Annotated in this window: 21 protein-coding genes; 16 read left to right on the forward strand and 5 right to left on the reverse strand. The window is 58.8% G+C overall.

The window, feature by feature from the left end:
• The first annotated feature begins 68 nt into the window (after positions 1–68).
• Positions 69–1274: an acyltransferase family protein gene (locus NKL06_RS25530; protein WP_023691493.1), complete on the forward strand. Its 1206-nt coding sequence runs from the start codon at positions 69–71 to the stop codon at positions 1272–1274.
• A gap of 49 nt (positions 1275–1323) precedes the next feature.
• Here NKL06_RS25530 and NKL06_RS25535 read toward each other — a convergent pair whose 3' ends face one another.
• Both NKL06_RS25535 and NKL06_RS25540 read right to left on the reverse strand, forming a co-directional pair.
• Positions 1324–2460, reverse strand: coding sequence for an NAD-dependent epimerase/dehydratase family protein (locus NKL06_RS25535; protein WP_081725364.1), 1137 nt, complete (start codon positions 2458–2460; stop codon positions 1324–1326).
• A gap of 160 nt (positions 2461–2620) precedes the next feature.
• Positions 2621–3298, reverse strand: a complete 678-nt coding sequence (locus tag NKL06_RS25540; RefSeq protein WP_023689781.1) for a helix-turn-helix transcriptional regulator — start codon at positions 3296–3298, stop codon at positions 2621–2623.
• A gap of 254 nt (positions 3299–3552) precedes the next feature.
• Here NKL06_RS25540 and NKL06_RS25545 point away from each other — a divergent pair, with 254 nt between their 5' ends.
• Positions 3553–5271, forward strand: coding sequence for a PAS domain S-box protein (locus NKL06_RS25545; RefSeq protein WP_023691491.1), 1719 nt, complete (start codon positions 3553–3555; stop codon positions 5269–5271).
• A 101-nt stretch (positions 5272–5372) separates the two neighbouring features.
• On the opposite strand, the gene NKL06_RS25550 is transcribed toward NKL06_RS25545, so the two are convergent.
• Positions 5373–6050 (reverse strand): LuxR C-terminal-related transcriptional regulator, encoded by a 678-nt coding sequence (locus NKL06_RS25550; RefSeq protein ID WP_023681040.1) that lies wholly within the window; start codon positions 6048–6050, stop codon positions 5373–5375.
• Between the two features lie 634 nt (positions 6051–6684).
• On the opposite strand from NKL06_RS25550, the gene NKL06_RS25555 reads away from it, so the two are divergent.
• The 9 genes from NKL06_RS25555 (at position 6685) to NKL06_RS25595 (ending at position 17254) form a co-directional block, all read left to right on the forward strand.
• The gene (locus tag NKL06_RS25555; protein WP_023681041.1) at positions 6685–7413 is read left to right on the forward strand and encodes a nucleotidyltransferase family protein; all 729 of its coding nucleotides are present in this window, start codon (positions 6685–6687) and stop codon (positions 7411–7413) included.
• A 49-nt stretch (positions 7414–7462) separates the two neighbouring features.
• A complete protein-coding gene (locus NKL06_RS25560) occupies positions 7463–8614 on the forward strand; it encodes a DegT/DnrJ/EryC1/StrS family aminotransferase (RefSeq protein ID WP_023691490.1) in 1152 nt (383 codons plus the stop codon).
• Positions 8611–9285 (forward strand): sugar transferase, encoded by a 675-nt coding sequence (locus NKL06_RS25565; protein WP_023681043.1) that lies wholly within the window; start codon positions 8611–8613, stop codon positions 9283–9285. The genes NKL06_RS25560 and NKL06_RS25565 overlap by 4 nt, the downstream gene beginning before the upstream one ends.
• A gap of 44 nt (positions 9286–9329) precedes the next feature.
• Positions 9330–10334 carry an SDR family NAD(P)-dependent oxidoreductase gene (locus NKL06_RS25570; RefSeq protein ID WP_023691489.1) on the forward strand — a complete coding sequence of 335 codons (1005 nt, stop codon included), beginning with the start codon at positions 9330–9332 and terminating at the stop codon, positions 10332–10334.
• Positions 10331–11608 carry a hypothetical protein gene (locus NKL06_RS25575; RefSeq protein ID WP_023691488.1) on the forward strand — a complete coding sequence of 426 codons (1278 nt, stop codon included), beginning with the start codon at positions 10331–10333 and terminating at the stop codon, positions 11606–11608. Before NKL06_RS25570 ends, NKL06_RS25575 begins: the two co-directional genes overlap by 4 nt.
• Complete coding sequence (locus NKL06_RS25580) at positions 11595–12854, forward strand: polysaccharide biosynthesis/export family protein (RefSeq protein ID WP_023691487.1); 1260 nt, start codon at positions 11595–11597, stop codon at positions 12852–12854. Before NKL06_RS25575 ends, NKL06_RS25580 begins: the two co-directional genes overlap by 14 nt.
• Positions 12855–12926: 72 nt before the next feature.
• Positions 12927–13841 (forward strand): class I SAM-dependent methyltransferase, encoded by a 915-nt coding sequence (locus NKL06_RS25585; RefSeq protein ID WP_023706596.1) that lies wholly within the window; start codon positions 12927–12929, stop codon positions 13839–13841.
• A 333-nt stretch (positions 13842–14174) separates the two neighbouring features.
• Positions 14175–15887, forward strand: a complete 1713-nt coding sequence (locus tag NKL06_RS25590; RefSeq protein WP_023691485.1) for a type I secretion system permease/ATPase — start codon at positions 14175–14177, stop codon at positions 15885–15887.
• Between the two features lie 71 nt (positions 15888–15958).
• Positions 15959–17254 (forward strand): HlyD family type I secretion periplasmic adaptor subunit, encoded by a 1296-nt coding sequence (locus tag NKL06_RS25595; protein WP_348625496.1) that lies wholly within the window; start codon positions 15959–15961, stop codon positions 17252–17254.
• Between the two features lie 289 nt (positions 17255–17543).
• Here the strand turns inward: NKL06_RS25595 and NKL06_RS25600 are convergent, their stop codons facing one another.
• Positions 17544–18974 carry a coiled-coil domain-containing protein gene (locus tag NKL06_RS25600; RefSeq protein WP_023691483.1) on the reverse strand — a complete coding sequence of 477 codons (1431 nt, stop codon included), beginning with the start codon at positions 18972–18974 and terminating at the stop codon, positions 17544–17546.
• 481 nt (positions 18975–19455) lie between these two features.
• On the opposite strand from NKL06_RS25600, the gene NKL06_RS25605 reads away from it, so the two are divergent.
• Together NKL06_RS25605 and NKL06_RS25610 are read left to right on the forward strand one after the other, a co-directional pair.
• Positions 19456–19743, forward strand: a complete 288-nt coding sequence (locus NKL06_RS25605; RefSeq protein WP_081725365.1) for an aminotransferase class I/II-fold pyridoxal phosphate-dependent enzyme — start codon at positions 19456–19458, stop codon at positions 19741–19743.
• A gap of 14 nt (positions 19744–19757) precedes the next feature.
• Positions 19758–19985 (forward strand): aminotransferase class I/II-fold pyridoxal phosphate-dependent enzyme, encoded by a 228-nt coding sequence (locus tag NKL06_RS25610; RefSeq protein ID WP_081725366.1) that lies wholly within the window; start codon positions 19758–19760, stop codon positions 19983–19985.
• A gap of 1075 nt (positions 19986–21060) precedes the next feature.
• Here the strand turns inward: NKL06_RS25610 and NKL06_RS25615 are convergent.
• Positions 21061–21573: a response regulator gene (locus NKL06_RS25615; protein WP_245267070.1), complete on the reverse strand. Its 513-nt coding sequence runs from the start codon at positions 21571–21573 to the stop codon at positions 21061–21063.
• 179 nt (positions 21574–21752) lie between these two features.
• On the opposite strand from NKL06_RS25615, the gene NKL06_RS25620 reads away from it, so the two are divergent.
• The 3 genes from NKL06_RS25620 (at position 21753) to NKL06_RS25630 (ending at position 22589) form a co-directional block, all read left to right on the forward strand.
• The gene (locus tag NKL06_RS25620) at positions 21753–22049 is read left to right on the forward strand and encodes an ATP-dependent DNA ligase (RefSeq protein WP_023691480.1); all 297 of its coding nucleotides are present in this window, start codon (positions 21753–21755) and stop codon (positions 22047–22049) included.
• Positions 22050–22117: 68 nt separating this feature from the next.
• The gene (locus NKL06_RS25625; RefSeq protein ID WP_280791034.1) at positions 22118–22243 is read left to right on the forward strand and encodes a hypothetical protein; all 126 of its coding nucleotides are present in this window, start codon (positions 22118–22120) and stop codon (positions 22241–22243) included.
• Positions 22244–22343: 100 nt separating this feature from the next.
• Complete coding sequence (locus NKL06_RS25630) at positions 22344–22589, forward strand: hypothetical protein (protein WP_023714697.1); 246 nt, start codon at positions 22344–22346, stop codon at positions 22587–22589.
• Positions 22590–23447 lie beyond the last annotated feature (858 nt).

The following is a 23447-nucleotide window of genomic DNA, read 5'->3' on the forward strand; positions in this document are numbered from 1 at the left end:
TCCGTCATTTGAAGGATGCATCAGTTTCGGAGGCGCCCCAGGGTGTGCTCACAATCTGCGGAGCATCCATGGAACAAGCCCGAATGGCGAGCGCCTCGGCGCCTGCAGTGCGCCGTCGCTCGGAGAGATCGACGCCTGTCGAGCGCAGCCAACGCGAAACCCTCACCCAAGTTCAGGTCCTGCGCGCCCTCGCGGCTAGTTCGGTCGCGCTGCGACACGCCCAGCATGATGCGGCCACCCTGGAATTACAGGCCGGCCGCACCTTTCAAAGCTGGAATCCGATACCATGGAGCGCTGGAGTCGATATTTTCTTCGTGATTTCCGGCCTTATCATGGTGCATACGTCGCGACAGCTGTTCGCAAAGCCCGGGGGCGCGCGTCTCTTCATTTCCCGCCGGATCGCGCGAATTGTCCCGCTATATTGGGCGCTCACCTCGCTCTACATTGCGGTAGCGGTGGCCGCCCCAAATTTTCTCAACCAGAGCTACGTCGATTTCAGGTTTGTAGTCGAATCCTATTTATTCGTTCCGGCAAGTCGCCCTGACGGCGTCGTTCAGCCGGTCTACGAGTTGGGTTGGACGCTCAATTATGAGATGCTGTTTTACGTGTTGTTCACGGCGACGATCGTGCTGCCCATGCGGTGGGCAGTTACGGTCCTGCTCACGATCCTGGTTGGGATGGTGCTCTCGGGCGCTCTTGCGGCTCCTTTGCCAGAGCCCTGGGGTTTCTGGACCAATCCGATCATCCTCGAATTTGCTTTCGGCGCGATGATCGGGGTCATTTGCGCCTCGGGCCTGCGGCCTTCCGGCCCAATCAGGGCCTGTGTCGCCGCAACGGGACTGGGTGCCCTGATGCTTGCGGCGGCGTTTCCCGATATCTCGGCCGGCCTTGGTCGCCCTGTCGTGTATGGCATTCCGGCGTCTCTAATAGTTTGGAGTGCTGCCCTGGCACCGCCGGGTAAACTGAGGCATGACAGCCTGGCGGCGAGGTGGGCCGCTGGCGTTGGCGATGCGTCATACGCTCTTTACCTCATGCATCCATTCGTGATCCGCGCCATGCGCATAATTTTCTGGCGTACAGGCTTGATCTTTGTGCTCGGCCCGTGGGCTTTCATCGGTTCGGCCTTGGCGATAACCCTGGGCGTGGCATTTATCACCCACCGTCTGTTCGAGAAGCCGCTCACCCGCTATGCGCGGCGCCTTTTGGGGGTCGGGCACGGCACAGGACGGCAGCTTGGGTCCCTTCCAGTGCCGGCGTATCCCAAGACAGATTGAAGGCGAGCCGCGACCCTGCCACACCTGGGAAACGGCGGCGTTGTGCTCACTATGCCGTTGCCGGAAGGCCAGCTGGTCGCACCTGTCCGACAGGGCGTGCATGGAATTCCCGATACCATTCCACGAAACGTTGCACGCCGTCCTCCAGTGTTGTCGCCGGTGCGAAGCCAACGGCGCGGCGCAGGTCCCTGACATCGGCGCGGGTTTCCAGGACGTCACCTGGCGGTAAAGGTACGTTGACGCGAACGGCGCGGCGACCAAGGGCCGTCTCGATGAGCGCGATCAGATGGTTGATTTCTTCCGGCCGATCATTGCCGATATTGTAGAGCCTATATGGCGCCGAACTGGTGGCAGGATCGGCAGCGCGACCGTCCCAACCGGGATCCTGACACGGTGGTTTGGCGAGCACGCGAACAACCCCCTCTACGATGTCGTCGATATAGGTGAAATCCCGCCATACGCGCCCGGCATTGGCGATTTCGATCGTTCGGCCCTCGGCGATGGCATGGGTGAACGTGTATACTGCCATGTCGGGCCTGCCCCAGGGACCATAGACGGTGAAGAAGCGCAATCCGGTTACGGGCAAGCCGAACAGATGGCTGTAGGAATGCGCCATGCATTCGTTGGCGGCCTTGGTGGCGGCGTAGAAGCTCACCGGATGATTGGCACCATGATGTTCGGAGAAGGGTATGCGTCGATTGGCGCCATATACGGAGCTCGACGAGGCATAAACGAGATGGCTGACGCCGGCGTGTCGGCAGCCCTCCAGAACGTTGAGAAATGCGACAATGTTTGACTCCACATAGGCATGCGGGTCGACGAGCGAATGACGCACCCCGGCCTGGGCGGCCAGATGCACAAAGTGCGATGGCTGGAATTCGCAGAACAGCGCTTTCACCAGCGACCGGTCCGCCAGGTCGAAGCGCATCGGCGTGAACCTCGGCTCGGCGCAGAGCCGTGTAAATCGCGCCTCCTTCAGCTTCAGGTCGTAGTAAGGCGTGAAGTTGTCGACGCCGATGACCTCGGCGCCGAGCCGCAAAAGGCGTGACGCAACATGAAATCCGATGAACCCAGCGGCGCCCGTGACGATGATCGGCCCCGTGTGCGTAAGGTTCGACGCAGCACCATCCTGCAGCGCGTGAACGATATCCGCCAGCTTGTTGACCTTCGAATCTGCTTCGGCCATGGCAAGTCACTCCCGTTTCCAGGTTCCGCGTTCTGCGCTATCTCGGCAGCGCCTTGAACGATCGGAAATGGCGCCGCCGGCCTTGTGATCTACGCGACAGCGCGCTCAATGCGGGCCGCCGCTGTCTGAATCAAAGCGGATGCAGACAGCAGTCGATTTCTCATGGCAAAACCGAAATGCGCCCCAAAAGAGCCACTAGTTCCGCCTGACGCCTCGTGTCGGTCTTGGCGAACAGCGAGGCGAGCTGAGAGCGGATAGTCGTGCGACTGAGATGCCAGCTGCGGGCGATCTCCAGGGGCGCGTCGCCATGGGCCAGGCGTAGCGCCAACTGCGTTTCCGCGCTGGTCAAACCGAACATCCTTTGCAACGTGCGAGGGTTGGCCGCCGATTTGTTATCCCGGTCCAGCAATGCGACGACGGTTGTCCCGTCCGGTGTAACGACCCCCGTCTCGTTCATGGTCACCGGCCTGTCGCCTCTGCTGTGGATCACTACCCATGAGAGTGAGCCCGGCTGGAGGTGGACCGGAACATTCGCGACCAGCCGCCTCAACCCGGCAGCAAGCTCGACGGCTGTATCAGTTGCTTCGCCCTGGCGTGCGAGGGTGTCCCGAGCGGCAGCGTTCCATTCTATTACTTTCTTGTCTCGGTCCAGGACGAGATAGCCGCAACCCATACGATCAAGCATGCCGGTGATGGATTCCAGGCTGCGTCGTCGAGATCCGCCGACCCTTGCGTCCGGTCGGTCCACAAGGCTTATCGGCCTTTCGTGGCGGGTATCGTTCAATACAATGTATTGCCTGCCTGCAAGCGCATCGTTTCGCGTTTCAATCAGTGTCATCGCTTCCACCCAACCCATTGCTACTGACGCAAATCAAATCTGATGAAGTTGCTGCTTCAACTTGAATTTCCACATACTGCGAGAAATCTGCGAATGGTTTTTCCGCAGCGTCTCTTGGATATATCTTTCTGAAGAGCGCTCCTGACACCATGATTTTATTCGCCGGCAAAGTCATGGCAATCGGGCATTGGGATTAGGTGCCACCCGTTCGGCCTAGTCTCGACGGACTAGACCGAAAGTTGTAGTCTTTGCGCATGGGTTCGGACCTGCGCTGGCTCAAATCGAATGTGTCGAGCACTACGTGGGCTCATCTAGCTTCGCTTTTGGTGTTTGCAGCATCGATAGCATTCGAGGCGATAAGTACGGTATATGGCGGCCAGCCGTTGCCGCTTGTTGCGTTTATCCCCATAACCGTTGTCATCGTGTATCTTGAGGGCCGTTTTGTTGCCATCGCAGCAACGCTTCTGATGGCGGTCGCCGGCTTGTGGATGCGACACCTGTTGGACGGTCACCTCACTGGTCGAGACTGGACCGGGGCCGTCTTCCTTCTGGGTTCGGGTAGCCTGATCGCAACCGTGTTCCACCGCCTGCGACAAGATCTGCACGGCGCGCTCAGGGTGGCAGAAGCGAGGCTCGCTGCCATCGATGCTGCCGCCTTGGGCTTTGCTAATACCAATCGCAATGGCGAACTGCTGCAGTCGAATAGACGGCTTTTGGAGATGACCGGCTACGCGCACAAGGAACTTGCCCAACTCAAGCTGGAGGAACTCATTGTCCCCGACGATCGAGGTACTGTGCGGAAACTTTTGCAAGATTTGGGCAATGGGACCGCGTCTGCTACGGATATCCGCGTTTTGCGCAAGGATGGCACGGCATTCTGGGCTCACCTGGCCCTGTCTTCGTCGCGGCCGGAAGAGGCGCCAAATGAGAGCGTATTCGTGGTGGTTGACGATATTTCCGAGCGACAAGCGGCACGCGAGGCCCTTCGGGCTCAGAAGGAATGGCTCGATCTCGCCGTATCTGCCGGGCGCCTGGGCACATGGCAAATAGACATTGAGGATGGGACAGTCGCCGGCTCCGGCAAGTTCTGGGACATCCTTGGTCTGCCTCCGGCCCCAGTCCGCCGCTTGGAAGAACTCTCGGCCGTAATCCATCCCGTCGACTGGCCGAAGTTGTCCGCCTCGGCAAAGCCTTCATCGGCATTGAACTTTGACGTCGAGATTCGCGTCCGGCAAGTGGATGGTCACACACGCTGGATTGCATTGCGTGGACGGCAGGAAGAGCACGGCGACCGCAAAATGCGCATCGGGGTGGCGGCGGATCTGACCGAACGTCGACAAACAACTTTGCTTCGCGCCGCCGTAAAGAGACGCGAGCGCATAATGCGCGAAGAGCGCCATCGGTTCAGCAATGTGTTTCCAGTGATTAGAGCTCTGGTCAACATGATCGATATTCCCGACAATGATGTTGCCAAATACAAGGAGATGTTGATCGATTGGATTCGAACACTGGAGGCGACCCATCGCATCCTTTCTCGTCATGCCAACCTGTCAGGGATGCTCCATGAACTCGTGGACCGGGAATTGCAGCCCTTCAAGGAGACACGCGACATTACGATCAGTGGACCTTCCCTCACTGTGCCAAGCGGCGCCGCCGAGGGCTTGGCGATGATCCTTCACGAGTTGACGACAAACTCGGTGAAACATGGTGCGCTGGGTGACCCGAATGGCAAGGTCGAAGTTAAGTGGCGATTTGCATCCGAGGACGAAGGTGACGACCTCGTGTTCGATTGGGTGGAATCGGGCCGACGGAAGAGTTCAAAAGTCGTACGCCGCGGGTTCGGGTCACTGATAATCGGTGTGGACAGCACGCCGCTTGTCGGGCATTCCCCGAATATGGAAATAACCGAAGATGGCCTTCGATATTCGCTGCGTGTATCGCGCAAAGAAATTGAGGAATTTGGATTGCAATAGAGCCCCTCCAGGTCGAAGCCGAATTGGCCAATTAACCGATGGTGTGGGCCCTTTGCTGCGATTTCCTGCAAGCAAACTCGGGCCGGTTCGAGGGGCATACGTCAACTCGCCTGTCTCGTCAGCCAGCTTTGGAGCAACACAGCTGCTTCGGTACGGTTTCTAACCCCAAGCTCACGCAGCACGGCTGCGGCATGGATTTTCGTTGTCGCCTCGGCAATGTCCAGATTGCGGGCAATCTCCTTATTCGAGTACCCCTCTGCCATCAGCTTGAGGACGTCCTTCTGTCTAGACGTCAGCCTAGCGACGTCGCCCGAGCCCTCGTGCCGGCGGCTGGCATTTTGAACCGGAGGTGGGGGGGCATGCGATCTCTGGTCGGCAGACGTTCGAGATAGGAGAGATGGCACATAGATCCGGCCAGCGAGGATTTCGTTTACAGCCAGCACGACTTCTTCGTCGCTCTGCGATTTGACGATATACCCGTGAAGTCCGATCGAAAGCGCGGTCAGTATCTCCGAGCGGGAATCATCCCCGGAAACGATCGCAAAGCGAGTGTCAGGATAGGCAGCCATAAAGTCGCTGAGCACTTCCTGATGGAACAGCCCAGGCATGTTCAGATCGAGGATTGCAAGATCGATGGACGCCTGCTCCTCTAAAAGATTGACCGCGGCATCGAAACACGAAGCTTCGAATATTTCGGCGCTTGGAATTCCAGCCATGAGTGCCAGCCGGAGACCACGCCGATATAAGCCGTGATCGTCGGCAATGACGATCCGAGCCATGCAACTACCCCAACGCGTTACTCGGTTCCCGACGAGAAAACCCGCTGGAACCTCCCATTCGCCTATGATCGACAATCCGTGGTGGTCCTAAAATGGCGGCCATCCACTGGTCAACGCATCACAGTGATGTCCGCAGCGTCCCATCCACGCACATCCAGAACGTCTAATATAATACTAAATTGCGAAGCTCATCCATAGATTTTTAACCCTGGCGTGCGGTGCCTGTCGGCAAAACGATGCCGGTTTCCCATCTCTGGGCCCAAAGCCAGCTGTTCAGGACCATCGTAATCATGTGGCATCTGTTATGTCGCCACCCGCTGTCGCCGGACCTGTAGGCCGGTCCGGCCCTGGCGGATCGCAGCTTTCTTGAAAGCAACTGCTTTCGTTTTATCGGCGTCATGATCAGTGCCCAATCGCGCTTCTGTAGGCTGTTGATCTCGTGGCCATCTAATACCTTGAACGTTTTGAATCCCTGCCATTCGAATGCACGACGACAGCCGCCCCGGCTGTCACATACCTTTTCGCATATGATGTTCGGATTGCCGCCGAGGTTTGGCCGGATTTGAGGGTGTGCCCTGGCCGGACAATGGAACACCGATCCCGAACAAAGCCAACTGCAGATCAGGAGGATCGAATGAAAGCGGTGATTCAATGTGGTGGGATGGGTACGCGCCTTCGACCGTTTACATCGGTCCTGCCGAAACCATTAATGCCGATAGGGGCCAGGCCTGTTCTTGAGTTGCTTTTGAAGTGGCTGCGGCGCAACGGCATTGAAGAGGTATATATTACGACAGGGTATCTAGGACATTTGATCCGGAGCGTCTGCGGCGACGGATCGCAATGGAACTTGAAGATCAAATATACCCAGGAAATGGAGCCACTCGGCACCGTCGGACCTCTCTCTCTGATTAGGGATGAACTGAACGAAACATTTGTCGTTCTGAACGGCGATGTCCTCACAGATCTAAGCCTGAGCCGGTTTGTAGCCGCGCACCGCTTGCATAGGGATCCCGTTACGATCGCCACGGCATGCCGTCATATCAAGATGGACTTCGGCGTCATCGACGAGATCGACAATACCGTCCAGCTCTTCCGGGAAAAGCCGACGCTTTCCCATCTCGTCAGCATGGGGATTTACTGCATGAACCCAGATGTCCTGCGGTTCATTCCGTCCGGGATCCCATTTGGGTTCGATGACCTGATGCTGCAGATGATGCAGGGCGGCACGACCGTGCATGTTTACAAGCATGACGGTCTTTGGCTCGACATCGGTCGTGTCGATGACTTCCAGAATGCGCAGGCAATTGCCTGGGAAGATCAGTCGTCCTCAATCGAGGTCGCGGCTGCCGCCGCAGCCGCATGAAGGTCTGATGCAGAGGTCTAGCCACTAACAAGGCTTTCAGGAGGTCAAGATGCTCTTGGTGAGCGCCCCGATCCTAGGCGTGCCAGAGAAGGCAGCCGTGTCGCAGGTGATTGATAGCGGCTGGCTTACGATGGGGGACAGGGTACGAGAGTTCGAACAGGCCTTTGCCAGCATGCATGGCGCGCGAGATTGCGTTGCGGTTGGTTCCTGCACTGCAGCGCTCCATCTTCTCCTCCATGCTTTGGGCATCGGCCCTGGCGACGAAGTACTGGTTCCTTCGCTGACGTTCGTGGCGACGGCGAATGCGGTGCTGTATGTAGGGGCGACGCCGGTCTTCGTCGATATCGAGTCCGTCGACGTGCCGTTGATCTCGGTTGCGGAAGCCGAAGCGCGGTGCACGACGCGCACGAAAGCGGTCATTCTCGTTCACTTCGCCGGGTATCTCGCCGATCGGGAACAATGGCAGCGGTTCGCCCGGCTTCGCGGGCTGCATATCATCGAGGACGCTGCGCACGCGCCCGGGCTTAGGGAAGTCGGGACCTTCGGCGCCGCGGCCGCGTTCAGCTTCTATGGCAACAAGAACATGACAACGGCCGAAGGGGGCGCCGTGATTGCACGTGACCCCGATCTGCTCGACAGGGTTCGCCTGGCCCGCGGGCACGGAATGACCACGGGGACGCATCAGCGGCTGAACAGTCGTACGCCGCAATATGATGTCACGATGCTTGGATTCAACTACCGAATGGACGAGATGCGAGCGGCAATAGGCCTGGTTCAGCTGCAGAACCTGCAAGAGTGGAACGAAATCAGGCGTATCATAGCTGTCTTGTACCGACGCCTGATCGCGGACCGTTGCCCAGCTATTGTCATTCCATTTAGCGAACCCCGGACGTCGGCTTACCACATCATGCCGATCGTCCTGCCGCGCTACGTGAGCCGGCAGGATGTCATCGACGAGTTGCGGACACAGGGCATACAAACCACCATCCACTACCCGCCGGTGCACCAAATGACGTTCTACCGCGAGCGCCTTCCCGGCGTGAGTTTGCCCCACACAGAGGATTTCGCTCAGCGAGAGCTCACAATTCCGCTGCACCCCCAGGTCACTTCCGCCGCCGCCGAATCAGTCGTGGCTGCCCTGGCAGCCGCGCTCAAAACAGGCGCGCTCAAAGCAGGCGCCCAAAGAGGAACTGCTGCATGAATGCGTTAGACCCTGCCTTTCACCGGATGTTCGTTCCAAATCCTGATCACGGCTTTGCGAGACGCGCAATCGATCTTGCGGTGGCGGGCATCGCTACCGTCGCATTGGCGCCATTGATGCTGCTGATCGCCGGAGCGCTTCTGCTCGAGGGCGGTGGCTCGATCTTGTTCGCTCAGACCCGCATCGGGGCCGGCGGCCGAACCTTCCGCATGTACAAATTTCGCAAATTCGGTGTGAACTGCGGCTCTCAAGGCCTTGCGCTGACGGTCGTGGGCGATACACGCATGACCACCGTTGGCCGCTTTCTCGCAGCGACGAAGCTGGACGAACTACCGCAGCTGTGGAATGTCCTCAAAGGCGAAATGGCGATCGTCGGTCCACGACCCGAGAGCCTGGCTTTCGCCGATTGTTTCCGGGGCGAGCTTAGGGCCGTGCTGCAATACAAGCCAGGCCTGCTGGGTCCAGCCCAGGTCGTTTTTCGGCACGAAGCACATTACTTCCCCCAATCCGTGGATCCGATCGTGTTCTACCGGGAGGTCATGTTCCCCGCCAAGGCAACACTGGACCTCTCGTATTATCCGCGACGCACCATCGTCTCCGACCTCGCGTGGATGGTGCGGGGAGTGCTGGCAGTGGTCGGTTGGGTTCCGGTACCGCCGATCGACGTTTGAATATCCAAGGGAAGCGTTCCAAACAGCCAAGGGAATGCGCAGTGATGAGCTACAATGGAAAGAAAGTCCTGGTGACCGGCGCGGACGGCTTCATCGGTTCGCATGTCACGGAGGCGCTTGTTCGCAACGGGGCAGATGTCACAGCCCTTGCCCTTTACAATTCCTTCGACAGCCATGGATGGCTAGACGATCTGCCAGACACCATCCGCAGCCAGTTGAGGCTCGTCCGTGGTGACGTCCGCGACAGTGCGTTCCTTAACCGGATCATGCGCGGCCAAGCCGCGGTGTTTCATCTGGCGGCGCTTATTGCGATTCCATACTCCTACGCCGCTGCCCAGTCCTATGTGGAAACCAACATCCTGGGCACGGTGAATGTCCTCGAAGCGGCGCGCCTATGGGAGACGGAGCGGGTGATCCATACCTCGACGAGCGAGGTCTATGGAACTGCCCAAACCATGCCGATCGGCGAAACACACCCCCTGCAGGGACAGTCACCATATTCGGCATCCAAAATCGGCGCCGACATGATGGCGGAGTCCTACGCCAGGTCGTTCGATGTCCCTGTGGTCATCATGCGACCCTTCAACACGTATGGCCCGCGCCAGAGTGAACGCGCCATCGTGCCGACCATTATCCGGCAGGTCCTCGACCCGAAATGTCCTGCAATCATGGTCGGCGATACCAGTCCGATCCGCGACCTGACCTATGTCGAAGATACCGCGACAGCGTTCCTGACCGCAGGTCTCGCCCAACTCGAGTTCGGCCACGCCTACAACGCTGGCAGCCAACGCGCCGCGACCGTCTCGGACGTATTGGCCATTGTTCTTGAGTTGACCGATTGCAAAAAGCCGGTCCGTCGTGATGAAAGGCGCCTGAGGCCGCAAAATTCCGAAGTTCGCGCCTTGCTCGCCGATTCCTCGCGCTTTGAACGTGAGACTGGATGGCGGACACAGACCAGCCTGCGCGATGGGCTGGAGCGAACAATCACGTGGTGGCGCGAGCGCCTTAGTGAAGGCCGGGTACGGCGCGAAGTGGGTTACATGACATGACCCTGGGCGGCCGTCATGCGTTGGCGCTGTTGCTGGCTGCCGGTGCCATATCTCCCAACATCTACGTTGCCGGCGGCCGTCAAAGCAAGGCAGCGGAGGCGGCGGCCACAGCGGTTGTGGACAACCTGCCGGGCTATGTGCACGAAACAAGGGATCCTTGGTCTGGCATGGTTTTCGCACGGATCACCAGACCGGGCGTTCTCGGCCGGGCGGGTGTATGCGGGAAGAAGTACTGCACCCACCGTTACTCAAGCGCACAGGCTTGGAATGCCGACCAGAGCCTGCTCCTGATCGCCAATGGCTGCGGTGGCCTGTGCTTTCTCGACGGACAAACCTACTTGCCTTTGTTCCACCGCAACCGCGCTACCGAATGCGAATGGCATCCCACTGATCCCGAGTTGATGATCTGCGTCGGGGGCCGGCAGATTGCGACATGGGCCCCACGTACCGATCATGAGGACGTCGTGTTCGCCTCCGGAGCGTACTCCAACCTCAAATTTGGACCCAACAAAGGCAATCCGAGCCGCGACGGCAGCCGGATTGCGGTGCGTGCAACGAACAATGACGGCCGAGCGGTGGTTTTTGGCTACGATCTCAAGCAACGGCGGAAATTCCCGGATATCGATCTTGCCGAATTCCCGGGAACGACCGGCTCCTGCTCGATCTCACCACTCGGAATCAACATAGTGTGTTCCCAGCAATTACCGGACGGAATCGAAGCGAGTTTCGTCTTCTCCATCGACGGCATATTGCGCCAGAAGTGGATGGAGCACCATCGACCGGGCCATGGCGACATGACGGTCGATTCCGACGGAAGCGAAATCTATGTCGGGATCAGCAAATCGGATCCTGACAAATATCAGGTGATCAAGCGCCGCTTGGCTGATGGCAAGGCTACCTCGCTGATGAAATATGGCGAGGCCATGCATGCGTCACTCAGGTCGCTCGGCAGGCCCGGCTGGGTGTTTCTGAGTTATGGCGGCACGCCAGCCGAACTATCGCAGCACCCGGATTGGGCGCCTTACGCTCAGCAAGTCATTGCTCTGCGTCTAGACGGCAGTGGAGAGGTCCGCCGTGTCGCAGACACGCACAACGCGCCCTTCGACTACTGGAGCGAGACGCATGCCTCTCCCTCTCCGGACGGCTCCCAGGTGGTCTGGTCCAGCAACTGGGGCGTGCCCGGTGGCCCGGTATACGATTTCGTTAGTCGTGTTGAATGGCCTTTGAAGCCGGTGTTTGACCGGAAGGAGATTGTCGCAAATGACCTTCAGTAGACGATACGTTCTTGGCGCAGTCGTGATGATGTCGCTAACCTCGATGGCTTGCGCAGGCGAGGTCGAGCCCTATCAACTCTCACCTGGCGATACGGTCGAGATAGGAATAGCGCCGATCCCTGATCGGACGCAGCGCGCCGTAGTCCAGATGGATGGCAATATCGCCCTTCCGGAGGCTGGAATGATCATGGTCGCAGGCCTGACGGCGTCCCAACTGCAAAGGCGCATGCAAGAGGTCTTGCCAAGCAAGATTTTTCACGTGCGTCTGACTGATGGGCGGGAGCAGACAGTTACTGTCGAGCCCGACGATGTCACAGCGATCATAGCGGACTATCGCCCGATCTATGTAACGGGCGATGTGCTCACCCCGGGACAACAGGCCTACCGTCCGCTCATGACTGTACGGCAGGCGCTGGCCGTTTCCGGCGGCTTCAGTTTTTTGCGATCACGGGCGGGCCAGGCCGGGCCTGATCCGGTCGATCTCAAGCGCGATTACGAAATGCTCTGGGGAGATTACACGAAAGAATACCTTCACGCTGCCCGCATTCGCGCCGAGCTTCAGGGCCAGGCGGATTTCGACAAGAAGACACCACAGGGATCACCTCTTTCGCCGAGCGTTGTAGCCGCGATGGCACAGGCTGAAGCAGAGGCGCTGAAGGTTGCGCTGAGTGATTTCCGGCAAGAGCAGGATTTTCTGGAGAAGGGCCGGACGGACGCTGCCGAGCAAATTGGCGTTTTGCAGAAACGCGAACGAGTCGAGGGCGAGAGCGTGAAGGCGGATGAGCAAGATTTGGCGCGAGTGACGAAGGCATTCGATGCAGGCAATCTGACCAACACCCGGCTCGCGGATGTCAGGCGCGCGTTGCTTTTATCTTCAAGCGGCGCGCTTCAAACCTCGGTCGAACTGATGAGGGCGCGGCGCCAGCAGGAGGACTTTGTCAGACAGCACGAACGCAACGACAATCAAAGGAGGATTGGCCTGCTGACGGATCTGAAGGACACCAACGCCCGGCTGGCGGATGTCACCGCCAGGCTCCATGCCGCCAGCGAGAAGCTGCAGCCGACCGGAGCATCCACACAGCCATTGCCGATTGCCGGCGAAACGGTACGGGCCCAGGTGACCATCGTACGCAAGATCGGCAATGAATGGCGCAAGCTGTTGGTTGACGAAGATGCGATTGTGCTGCCGGGGGATACTGTCGAAGCCAGATTCAGCAGTGAACTGCAAAGTGTGGCAGTCCAATAGGGCGTCAGCCGCAGTCCGTGCGGAGCTTACTGTTCTATCGGGGGGGCGAACCCAACTGAACGGAGATCCAAGGTGAGGCGCATTTTCAACCAGGGAGCGACCCTGACACCCTCAACGAACGCGGATCAGGTGACGCAGTCGTCAAGTTATGCTTTCCATATGCCGTCAGCGCGAATTGTGCGGTCCAGGTCGCGCGCCGGTGAGTCCGGAAATTGGCAGGAATTTACGTCTAGCAAGGAGAGCAATGCGCAGGGCGGCTTCGTGTCGGACGGCTACAGGACCAGTCATTGCGCGCCCGGCTACGGCCTACATTACAACAAAACGCACAGTTCCGGCTATTATGGCGCGCTTTGGGAGAACATCGAAAAGCCCCTGATCCTCGACGTTCTTCGCCCCTTGAGCGGAGCGAGCCGAAACTGCCTTGATTTCGCATGCGGAACAGGCCGCATCGCCGAGGTAGCCGCCGGCCTCTTCAGCGAGGTGGTTGGCGCCGACGTTTCCAGAACTATGCTCGACAGCGCTCAAGTACCGCCCAATGTGAGTTTGCGTCACGTCGACGTGACAAGGGAGCAGTTGGGTATGACGTTCGATGTGGTAACCGCATTTCGTTTTTTCCTGAACGCAGAGGATGAACTGAAATGGCATGCACTGAAAGCGATCAATGAGCACCTTAAAGATGGCGGGCGGCTTGTGTGCAACGTTCACATGAATGCGACGTCGCCCGTCGGCCTGGCGTGCCGGCTGCTCAATCGAGTGTCTCGACGCACCATTCGCAACACGCTGAGCGCAGCGAGGTTCAAGGCCCTCCTGACTGCCTCGGGATTCACCGTCGAGCAGACGATACCGTACGGTTACCTGCCTCGGCCGGGAAACCTGTTGCCAGGGTTCTGTGAAATGATGATGCAGCCTGTCGAGAAGGCCTGCAGAAGGCTTCGCGTTCCTGGCCAGCTAGCGCAACACTTCCTGGTTGTTGCGAGGAAGCGCTAAATCCCGAGAAAGCCCCGAAAACGGCAGGCAGCGGTTTTCTTGGGGTGGCTCGCCCGGCATGAAGCCCGTCTAAATACGGTGGAACGGCAGTTTTCCCCCGATTTAATATGTGGGTTCCGGGTTTCTCGGGTCAGCGCCACGATTTTGCTACATTTTGACTAAAGTCCAATCATGTTAGTGGGGCGTAATATTAGAAGGCTAAGGGGATAAGCTCCTGAACAGCAAGAGATTGTCCGTGCCCAGTGGGGCCAGTGAGCTTGCGCAACGATCTCTCACGGGAGGTCGAAACCCATGAACCCTGGTGGAAGGAGTTCGTCGGATCTGCGAGGCGCAATGCTTGGGACCGTGCCTGGCCTGGTAGGCGTCGGCGTCTTCTCGGCAGTCATAAACCTTCTCGCCCTGACCGGCTCGGTCTATATGCTGCAAATTTACGATCGCGTTTTACCTTCGCAGAGCGTTCCGACGCTTGTCGGGTTCACGATCGGAATGCTGGGTCTTTACGCTGTCTACGGGCTGCTGGATTTCGTGCGGCTGCGCCTGCTGGTTCGAGTGGGCAATCGTGTCCATAGGAATTTGAAGCAGAGGGTGTTCGGCCTCTCACTGTCCTTGCCGCTCATTGGCGGGCAGGATGCGAACCGGATACAGCCCCTCCGTGATCTCGATCAGTTACGCGGCTTCCTTTCCGGAATGGGGCCGACTGTCATCTTCGACGCTCCGTGGATTCCATTTTACCTGCTGATCGTCTATTTCCTGCATCCTGCGCTCGGTCTGTTGTCCACAAGCGGTGCGATCATTGTCGTGCTGCTCACGGTCATGGCGGAAGTTCTTGGCCGCACATCGGTGACACGCGCGTCCGAGACGCTGGTGTCGCAACGCAATCTCGCCGAATCCGGACGCCGCAACGCGGAGGTCGTGCGCGCGATGGGCCTTTCCGCACGGCTTGCCCACCGCTGGGGCGAGATCAATAACGCATATCTGCGGCACCAAGAGAGGCTTTCCGACGTCGTCGGCGCCACCGGGGCACTCTCTAGGGCACTGCGTTTGGCCTTGCAGTCCTGCGTTCTTGGACTGGGTGCCTACCTGGTGATAGGAGGCGAAGCCTCGCCAGGCGTGATCATCGCATCCTCCATCTTGCTGGGCCGCTCATTGGCTCCTGTTGACGCCGCTATCGCGAACTGGCGAGGGTTCGCCGCGTTCCGGCAAAGCTATTCGCAACTGGCAACGGCCCTGGCCGCTTTTCCTGACCGGGACGAACATATGGAACTTCCGCGCCCCCAAGCGGAGCTTGCGGTCGAGGACCTGACCATAGCGCCACCGGGCCAGCAAAAACCGACGGTAGCCAATGTCAGCTTCCGCCTGGCTGCAGGGACGGGAATGGCCGTTGTCGGCCCGAGCGGTTCTGGCAAAAGCACGCTTGTGCGCGCGCTGGTGGGCGTCTGGCAGCCACTTCGCGGCACGGTGAGGCTGGACGACGCCTCGCTTGACCAATGGGACCAAGAACACCTTGGCGCGCATATTGGCTACCTGCCCCAGGACGTCGAACTGTTTGATGGAACGGTTGCCGATAACATTTCGCGATTTGGCGGGAAGGGCGACGCCAAGGGCGTGCTTGCAGCTGCCAAGGCAGCGGGCGTCGACAAAATGATCCTGCGATTGCCGAACGGTTTTCAAACACGCATGGGCGAGGGAGGAACAGCCTTGTCGGCTGGACAGCGGCAACTCGTAGGGCTTGCCAGGGCACTTTACGGCGATCCGTTTCTCGTCGTTCTGGACGAGCCGAATTCAAATCTGGACGTCGATGGCGATACCGCCTTGGCCGGCGCGATCCTGGCAGTGCGCAGACGTGGAGGCATCGTCATCGTAGTTGCGCACCGTCCTTCTGCCCTTACCAACATCGACAGGGTACTCGTAATGTCCAATGGGATGCTTCACGCCTTCGGCTCACGCGAGGAGGTCCTGGCCAACGTCATCCGCCCCTTTGCTGCGCCTGCTGAACGCCCGGCAGCGGCCGTCGCGATGCACAAAGGGGTGAGCGGTCACGCATGAGGAATATTTTTTTGTCTGAGGCGACGATGGCTCCATCGGCCCCGATCGGCAATGGGAGCCCGCGCAACGCGATGATTTCGGGCACGCGCGATGGAATCGGGGCCAACCTGATCCTGGGTGCGGCGGTCACGGTTATGTTGCTTGCCGGCGGCGGGCTCTGGCTCGGACTGACCAAGATTGCTGGCGCGGTAATTGCGCCGGCGACCGTGGTGATCGAGAGCAACATAAAGAAGGTCCAGCATCTGACGGGCGGCACGATAGGGGGCATCTTCGCGCAAGATGGGGATCATGTACGGGCCGGCGATGTGATGGCACGGTTGGACGACACACTGACACGGGCCAATCTCCAGATAATTAGCAAGGATCTTGATCGGGCAACGGTTCGGCTTGTGCGGCTGGAGGCAGAGCGGCAAGGCCTGTCGGAGATGCAGCTTCCGTTCAGCCTTCAAGCGCGAATGGGCGAGCCGGAACTGGCTGCCTTGGTGAACGGTGAGCGCACGCTGTTCGAAAGCCGCGCTACGGCCCTCAACGGGCAGAAGGCACAGTTGCAAAGCCGCTCAAAGCAACTCGAACGCCAAGTTGAGGGCCTCAAGGCGCAACAGACCGCGGAAGAACAATCCGTGGTCCTGCTGGATGGCGATCTTGTCGATGTACAGGCGCTTTTTACAAAGAAGCTGGTGTCCAAAGAGCGACTTAGCAACATCAGACTGGATGCCACCCGGGCGCACGGAGAATCAGGGCGCCTCGCGGCGGCGGTTGCCGAGGCGCAGGCCAGGATCAGCGAGACCGAACTGCAGATACTTCAGCTCGATGAACAAAGGCGTAGTGACGTAACGAGCGAACTTCGTGAAACGGAAGCCAAGCAGACCGAACTCAGCGAGCGCAAGGTTGTGGCACAGGACGAACTGGCCAAAACCACCATCCGCGCTCCGCAATCGGGAACGGTACAGGAATCTTCCATTCACACGATCGGCGGCGTGATTGCCGCGGGCGAAGTTCTGATGATGATCGTCCCTGACACCGGCAACCTTGTGGTCGACGCGCTGATTGCGCCGTCGCGCATAGATGACGTTCGTCCAGGTCAGCGGGTCTCGATCCGGTTTCCGGCTTTCGACGCTGGCACCACGCCTGCCTGCCAAGGGTCTGTCAAGCGCATCTCGGCGGACCTGATAAAAGATCAACAGCGCCAGCTTTCTTATTTCTCGGCGCGCATCAATGTCGAAGACAAGTCCACATGTCTGACCGATGCCAAAGTGCTCAAAGCCGGTATGCCAGCGGAGGTTCACATAAGTACGGACGAACACAGCGTCTGGTCTTATCTGCTGAAGCCACTTACCGACCAGATGTCGAGGGCTTTCCGGCAATGACATGGCGGCTGTGGGCGGTCGACCGCGGGCACACTGCAGGCGTGCTTGCTGACATACTGGCTGGTAGGCGACGTGATGCCGGACAGGGGTGACGCCGGCGGACGACGCGCGAGCTCGTCTGGGACATTGTCCCGGCTACAAGGCCCCAACAGGATTTTCCTGGCCGCCTCACCAAGTCCTGCTCCGACAACAGCGTTAGCGTCCTGTCATCTTTTGCGCAACAAAGAGCGCATACCGTTCCACGATCATCGACAGGGGCAATTGCCTCACGAGGAGAGGTTCTTTGCCCCTACGACGCGGCGAGGGCCCTCCGGCGGACACGGCGTGCGGCATGCACCGTTCGGTCTGCAGTCACCGCTACATTTGCCACGTCAGATGTATGCGGCAAGGCGTTCGCGCTTCCATGCGACCTCTTGTAGGGCAGCAATTCCCTGACCCGAGCATTGACCGAGGCAATTTCGACCCGCAAGTCCTCACATTCCTGCCGTCTCACATCGAGTTCAATCTGATCGGACGCCTGCTGCATGGACAGTTGCGCAAAATCTGCGGTGATCTTGGAAAGGTTCACCTTGTTGGTTTCGGCCTCCTCAGCGAGTGCGGCCAACCTTTCGTCAGTCACCTGTTTTTCCGCCAGGGCGTCGCTCCATTGTAGCTGGAGCCTGGCGATCTCGGCCGCGGCCTCGTTGTTTGCGATTGAGGCGAGTTCGAAGCGCGATTGGAGGCTTTGAACTTCTGAGCGCAATCCTCGGTTCTCAGCCTGGCAGCGTTTAAGCTCGCCATCCATGTCCGCCTGCATAATCCTGGCTGCTTCGGTCACCTCCCATAGCTTCGCCTGCGCAACCTCGAGTGAGGTGTGCAATTTGATTGCCTCTTTTTCGCTCTTGCCGAGCGCACTCAGCATTTCGGAATTTCGCGCAGCTTCGTTGGCATGGATCGTGGAGAAGGCATCCAGCCTATGCCGTGCCTCTTCCTCCCGCTTCATGGCCTTTTCCAGGTCAATAGACAGGCTCACATTCTTTTCACGCAGCTGTTTGTTCTCTCGGGAGCGCCTGTCGGCCTCGACATTTGCGGCGGCAAGCATGTTCGTGAGGTCGCCAAATTCCGCTTCGTTCTTTGTGGTGGTGTTCGCCGCTTCGACCAGCTCCAGCCTTGCCGCGGCCAACGCGCCACGGAGCACTTCACACTCCTGAACAAGGCTTGCCTGGCGCTGCTGCAATGTCTCGACGGTGCCTTGACGCTCACAGTACCGTCTGTTCAGGTCATTGAGTGTTTCCGACAAGTTCCTTTGATCTGCGATCAGATTTTGATTCGCCAACTCCAGTTCGTTGGCACGGAGAATGTCCGCGTGAAGGATGTGAAAAAACTCGAACGTCAGTTGACATGTGCTTGTAATTTCGGAGATTTTTGCGTTGATCTCCTCGAAATGGAGCTTGGCATCGTGGAACAAGCCGTTAAACGAGCTCACGGCAGCAATTCGGCTCTGCGTATGTGAGGTCAGCCGATGCGCTGGTATCGGCGAGCTATCATCGTCGTCGCCGGCACCGTCCTCGCTTGGTACGCTGTCATCCTGTTCGTTGTTGTCGCCCGCCATGTTTGGCACGTCGGCGACATCCTCCAAATCGAGGCACTGGTCGACAGCGTTAGCCAAGTCAGCTTCGAGATCGTCGAACGACCTCTCCACATTGTCCTCGGCGCGTCTGATCAAATCCCTGAACTTCATGACTTCATCCCCTGCAGCCGCATGCCCGGAACCATTGAGGCACGAGGACTGAGATGCTTTTGTATCGAGAGCTCAACTCAGCGTCTTCGTTCAATCAAACGATGCCAGGGCGCCGGCGCCGCGAGGAGCCGAGAGCTGCGATTGGAAGGCCCTACATCGGTCTAGGTGCCTGCTGACTTATTCTTGAGGACTGCGCGACTCCCCTTCTTGCCATCGTCTTGGCGTCGATGGTGTGTTGCCTGGGCACATTAACCCTCAGGTGCAGAAGCCCCGACGAACGGCCCGGCACAGCCTCTTGTGGGGCGCATCAGGCGGCCGGGCCTAACCGGCGGTTGAGTGTTTTGGTTTGCCGGCTGACTCACCATGCGACCTTGGCGAGGCAAGCGCATCATTCGAACGAATTGGGGACCGGCCGCCTGGCCGCCCAATCACACTAAGCTTCCGTTGCCGGAGCTGGCGACGAGGTGCTTTGCCTTGAGCCTTGGTATCTACATACGAAGCGGCAATACGCGCCGGTGGAGCAGTGGTCCGACCCGTCAAACTATCGCTGCAAAATGCGCGGCGGAAGGCATCCGAGGATATTCTCAGTGCAGCCGTAGGAGATCGAACGCGGGCGATCTTGCTGAATTCCCCAAACAATCCCGGCGGATATGAGTTCGGCAGGGACGATCTGGAAACAATTGCCACATTTGCCGAGCGGCACAATCTATGGATCATCAGCGATGAGGTTTACCGCAGCACAGTGTTCGACGGCGAGTTCCCTCAATAGCATCCATTCCCGGAATGAGAGAGCGGACGATAATTGTGAACAGCCTGTCGAAGTCTCATGCAATGACCGGCTGGAGGCTAGGGTGGACGCTTGGGCCGGTCTCGGCATCAGGTCATTTGGAAAATCTTGCGCAATGCATGCTCTTCGGATCGCCGACCTTTATTCAAGATGCCGCAGCGGTGACTCTCGATGGGGCGGTGACGCAGAGATGCGTTTCTTTTCGGACGCCCTTCTGCCGTTGATGTTGACCATTGCTGTGCGGATGTTCGCCGGGATATGCGTGAACCTTATCGTCCGCTGCGGCGCTCAATTTGCTTGGGGTTCTTGGAACCGTTCCAAACTTTCTCCTTGCGCCTCCGATCGAGTTGCGCGTGCTCATGCGGGGCGCTGAGGTGTCTCGATCCGCAGTGGCGCGGCCATTATGCGACGAAGCCTATTAGCTTAGTTGAAATTTGTCCCCAGCGGACGGGAACGACGCTTGGCCATGTTAGTTGATGTGAATGGAGCAGCTAAGAAAAGATCTGGCATTGCTTACGCGACCCGGCTTCTGGATAGCTTTCGGCATTTTGTTGCTGCTTTACGGGATTCAGGTCTTTTTTCTAATTCGGGCATGCCAATGCCTTTAGCCTGGAACATCGATCCCCCTAGCTGGAACGCGGTCTGTCCATCTCCCGGCGGCTGCGCCGATAGCGTTGATCAACGATATATTCATTTATAAGCCTGCTATTCCCGGGGATGCCGAGGTTGGCAGCGCCTGCATCGTTGAATACGCACGTGGCGCTCCCCTCAAGGTAGGTGGTTACCATTCTCGCGCTGCCGGTGAGCATTGGAGCCCGCACTGTGTTGGACGTGCGCTCATGCGTCGGGAAATTTCTTATAGACAGGGGAGGGTCTGTCAGGCTGGAAAATCACAAGCTGCCCCGCGAATGAGGAAGCAAAAAAGGTGCAAGACCAGATGATTTCTTCCAGGCAACTCGGTCCTCGCATCATCGCCGATCAGCGGCCGTGCCGTCGAGAACCAAAATGCGTACGATCTCAGCCGGTCGGCTTCGACCAAAACATGCGGACTACCGGACGGGGACAGTCGGTGCCGCGTCCCGTCCTGTGGCCGGCGCTATGCTGACGCTCCTACGGTATCCCGTTCACCGCCCGCGGCAGGAGGGCGAATTTCCTCCGTCCTGCGCGCGACAACCGTCCACTGTTGCGGCCGCACGCAGGACTACGGCTTATACGCCGTTCTTCCTTTGAGCGGCGTCCAGTTCGCAGGGCTAAATCACCATTGGTATGCAGACGAGCCTCTCGGCGTCTGGACAGAGATCAATTGCGCTTTGCACCAGGGTTCCTGGATCGTAAGCTCCAAACACGCTGCAGTCGCCTGATATGGTCCACTACGTTGGCCGGCTCATACGGCTTCGCAAGGTGCGGGCCTTCGTGACAAAGGTCGCCCGCCGCGATCGCAGTTCGTTCTACTGCGGCAGAAAGCACTATTTTGACCTCGGGCTTGTTCTCGCGAACCCACTTCGACAGTTGGAACCCGTTCATGTTGCCCGGCAGGTCAACGTCACACAAGACGGTGTCCACACCGAACTCCGCATAGTTCAACGCTTGTTGCGCCTCACGTGCGAAATGGGCCTCAATCACCCTGTAGCCACAGTGGCGGAGATAGTCCGCGATGACGCATCGGGCGATGACGTCGCCGTCAACCACGAGGATCGTTTGGCTCTGTTGGTTCGGGGCTTCCATTGACGGAGAACGGTCAGCAACCGGCAGGGTTCCACGCATCATGACCTGCGCGGGATGCCGACCGAAGATCGCGGCGATATCCTGCACGAAATGATCCCTGCCGGCGGGCGCATTCAATTCAGCGGAGCGATGCCGCACTGGTGACGCCGTCTACCACCTGGTCGACGAGACGGGCTAGAAGACATGGTCTCGAAGCTCAAGGGCAGCCCATATCGCAGCGGCAAACGAGCGCTTGGCGCAAGATCAAGTGCTTTGAGGAAAAGGAAATGCAAATCATCGGTGCACAGCGCGAGCGCGGCAAAGCTACCCAGGTGATCATCGCTGAAAAGGGCCTCTATAAAGGCGGCGCACTCGTCAACTTCAGTGCCGATGAGCGGCAAGCGCTTTGGGATCGCGTCCAGGGCAAGGTTGGCGGCCCGGTCCCGAAGGGGCATAAAAAGGACAAGGCCGAGTGGCTGAAGCCCGGACTGGTTGGCTGGGTCAAGACCCTCAAAGGCGACGAGAAGCTGGGGCACGCAAGGCTGCTGGATTTCCGGGAGGATGATGCAAATGGCCATGCCTAAGAAAGATCAGGAACGCGCCACCTACGCTTGGATGTACGGCGCCCAAGCGCGCAAGGATGGCAAGGAGCGTGAGGTGCCAGCTGGCTGCAGGGCTTGACGGTGTGGCGATGGACGGTTTTGGCAAGACCAAAACCGTCAACGACGAGATGGAGGCCGAGGTCGACGAAGCCGCCGTCGAGCGCCCCGACGAATAGCCATTTGGTGTATGAATCTGCACGGTCGTTTTTGATTGAAGAAAGGGTTTCGGCGGGCCTATAAAGATTGCGTTTACCATTGCCGTTTTGGGAGGATGCGATGGTTGCAACGCCCATAGATATCGCTCAAGCGGCCACTGCGACTACGGCTACCTTGCTGAAGTGGCAGAAGTCCATGGAGGAACGCGCCACGTTTCGCCAGAACATGGATCAATCGCGCAGGGCGATCCAAGCCTCACGCGAACTGCTGAAGCGCCTTCGCCAACGTCATCGCGACGAGATGTCGGAAAGTTCGGAAAATGCCGACCCGTCTACTGCGCCGATATCGCAACGCGCCGGCAGCTAGCGGGAGGCGACCAGAGCCGATGTGATGGGGAAAGTTTCACTGGCCGTTCCTTGGGTGGGCAGGCAAGTTAAACTTTGTCAACGAGCGGCCTTTTTCGCGCTCGCGGAAGCGCCACGTTGCTTTCGACCAGGCGCACGTGCTCGGCGTCGACAGTCACCAATGGCCGGAGGCTGACGGTTACCTTGTCCCCGTCGATGCGTGTGACAGGGCCGATCAATTCCATATGCTGGCCAATCACAGCCTTCCAAGTCGAATCGACAACAGAATGCGGGAAGTCGTAGGAGGGGATCGTCACGCTTATGCGATCGGGCGTCACCCGGCCGCGCACAATCGCCGTGACTGCGACCTCGTCGCCAACTTTGATACTTCCCCGAGCCATGCCCAAGACTTTGGAGCAGCCGGCGCCGGCGTCAAGATGAGGGGGAGCTAATAAAACCCCTCCGCGCCGCGATTGTGACGCGGGGCGATCCGATCGCCGCCAGCGACTTAGCAGACCAATGACGACAGCGGCCGAGAAGCCTGGCATCCCTGCCGACCAAATCAACGGCGAAATCGAAAGCGTCTTCGAACTGCTCTTAGAGGTGATGCGGCGCGAGAGTTGCGCGAGGAGAACCAGCCCGGAGGCTTCTCCGGGGCTGTGCCGGTCCTGTCCCGTTCCAGCGGATGAACTGCGCCTTCTGGCCGGTGACCGTCTCAATCGACTTCAACAGGGGTCCATGGGCCTCAGGTAGAGCTTGGCAGTGCTCCCTGTGGTACGCCAGGAGCGGCCCGGCGATGCTCTTGTGCAGCGCTTCGGCTGCCGCCAGGAAGCGCTCGATTTCAGCCCGGGAAAGCTGTTCGGAAGGTTTGTTCTGGCCA

Origin of the sequence: Mesorhizobium sp. C268A, assembly GCF_040324475.1 — a bacterium.
Taxonomy (GTDB): Bacteria; Pseudomonadota; Alphaproteobacteria; order Rhizobiales; family Rhizobiaceae; genus Mesorhizobium.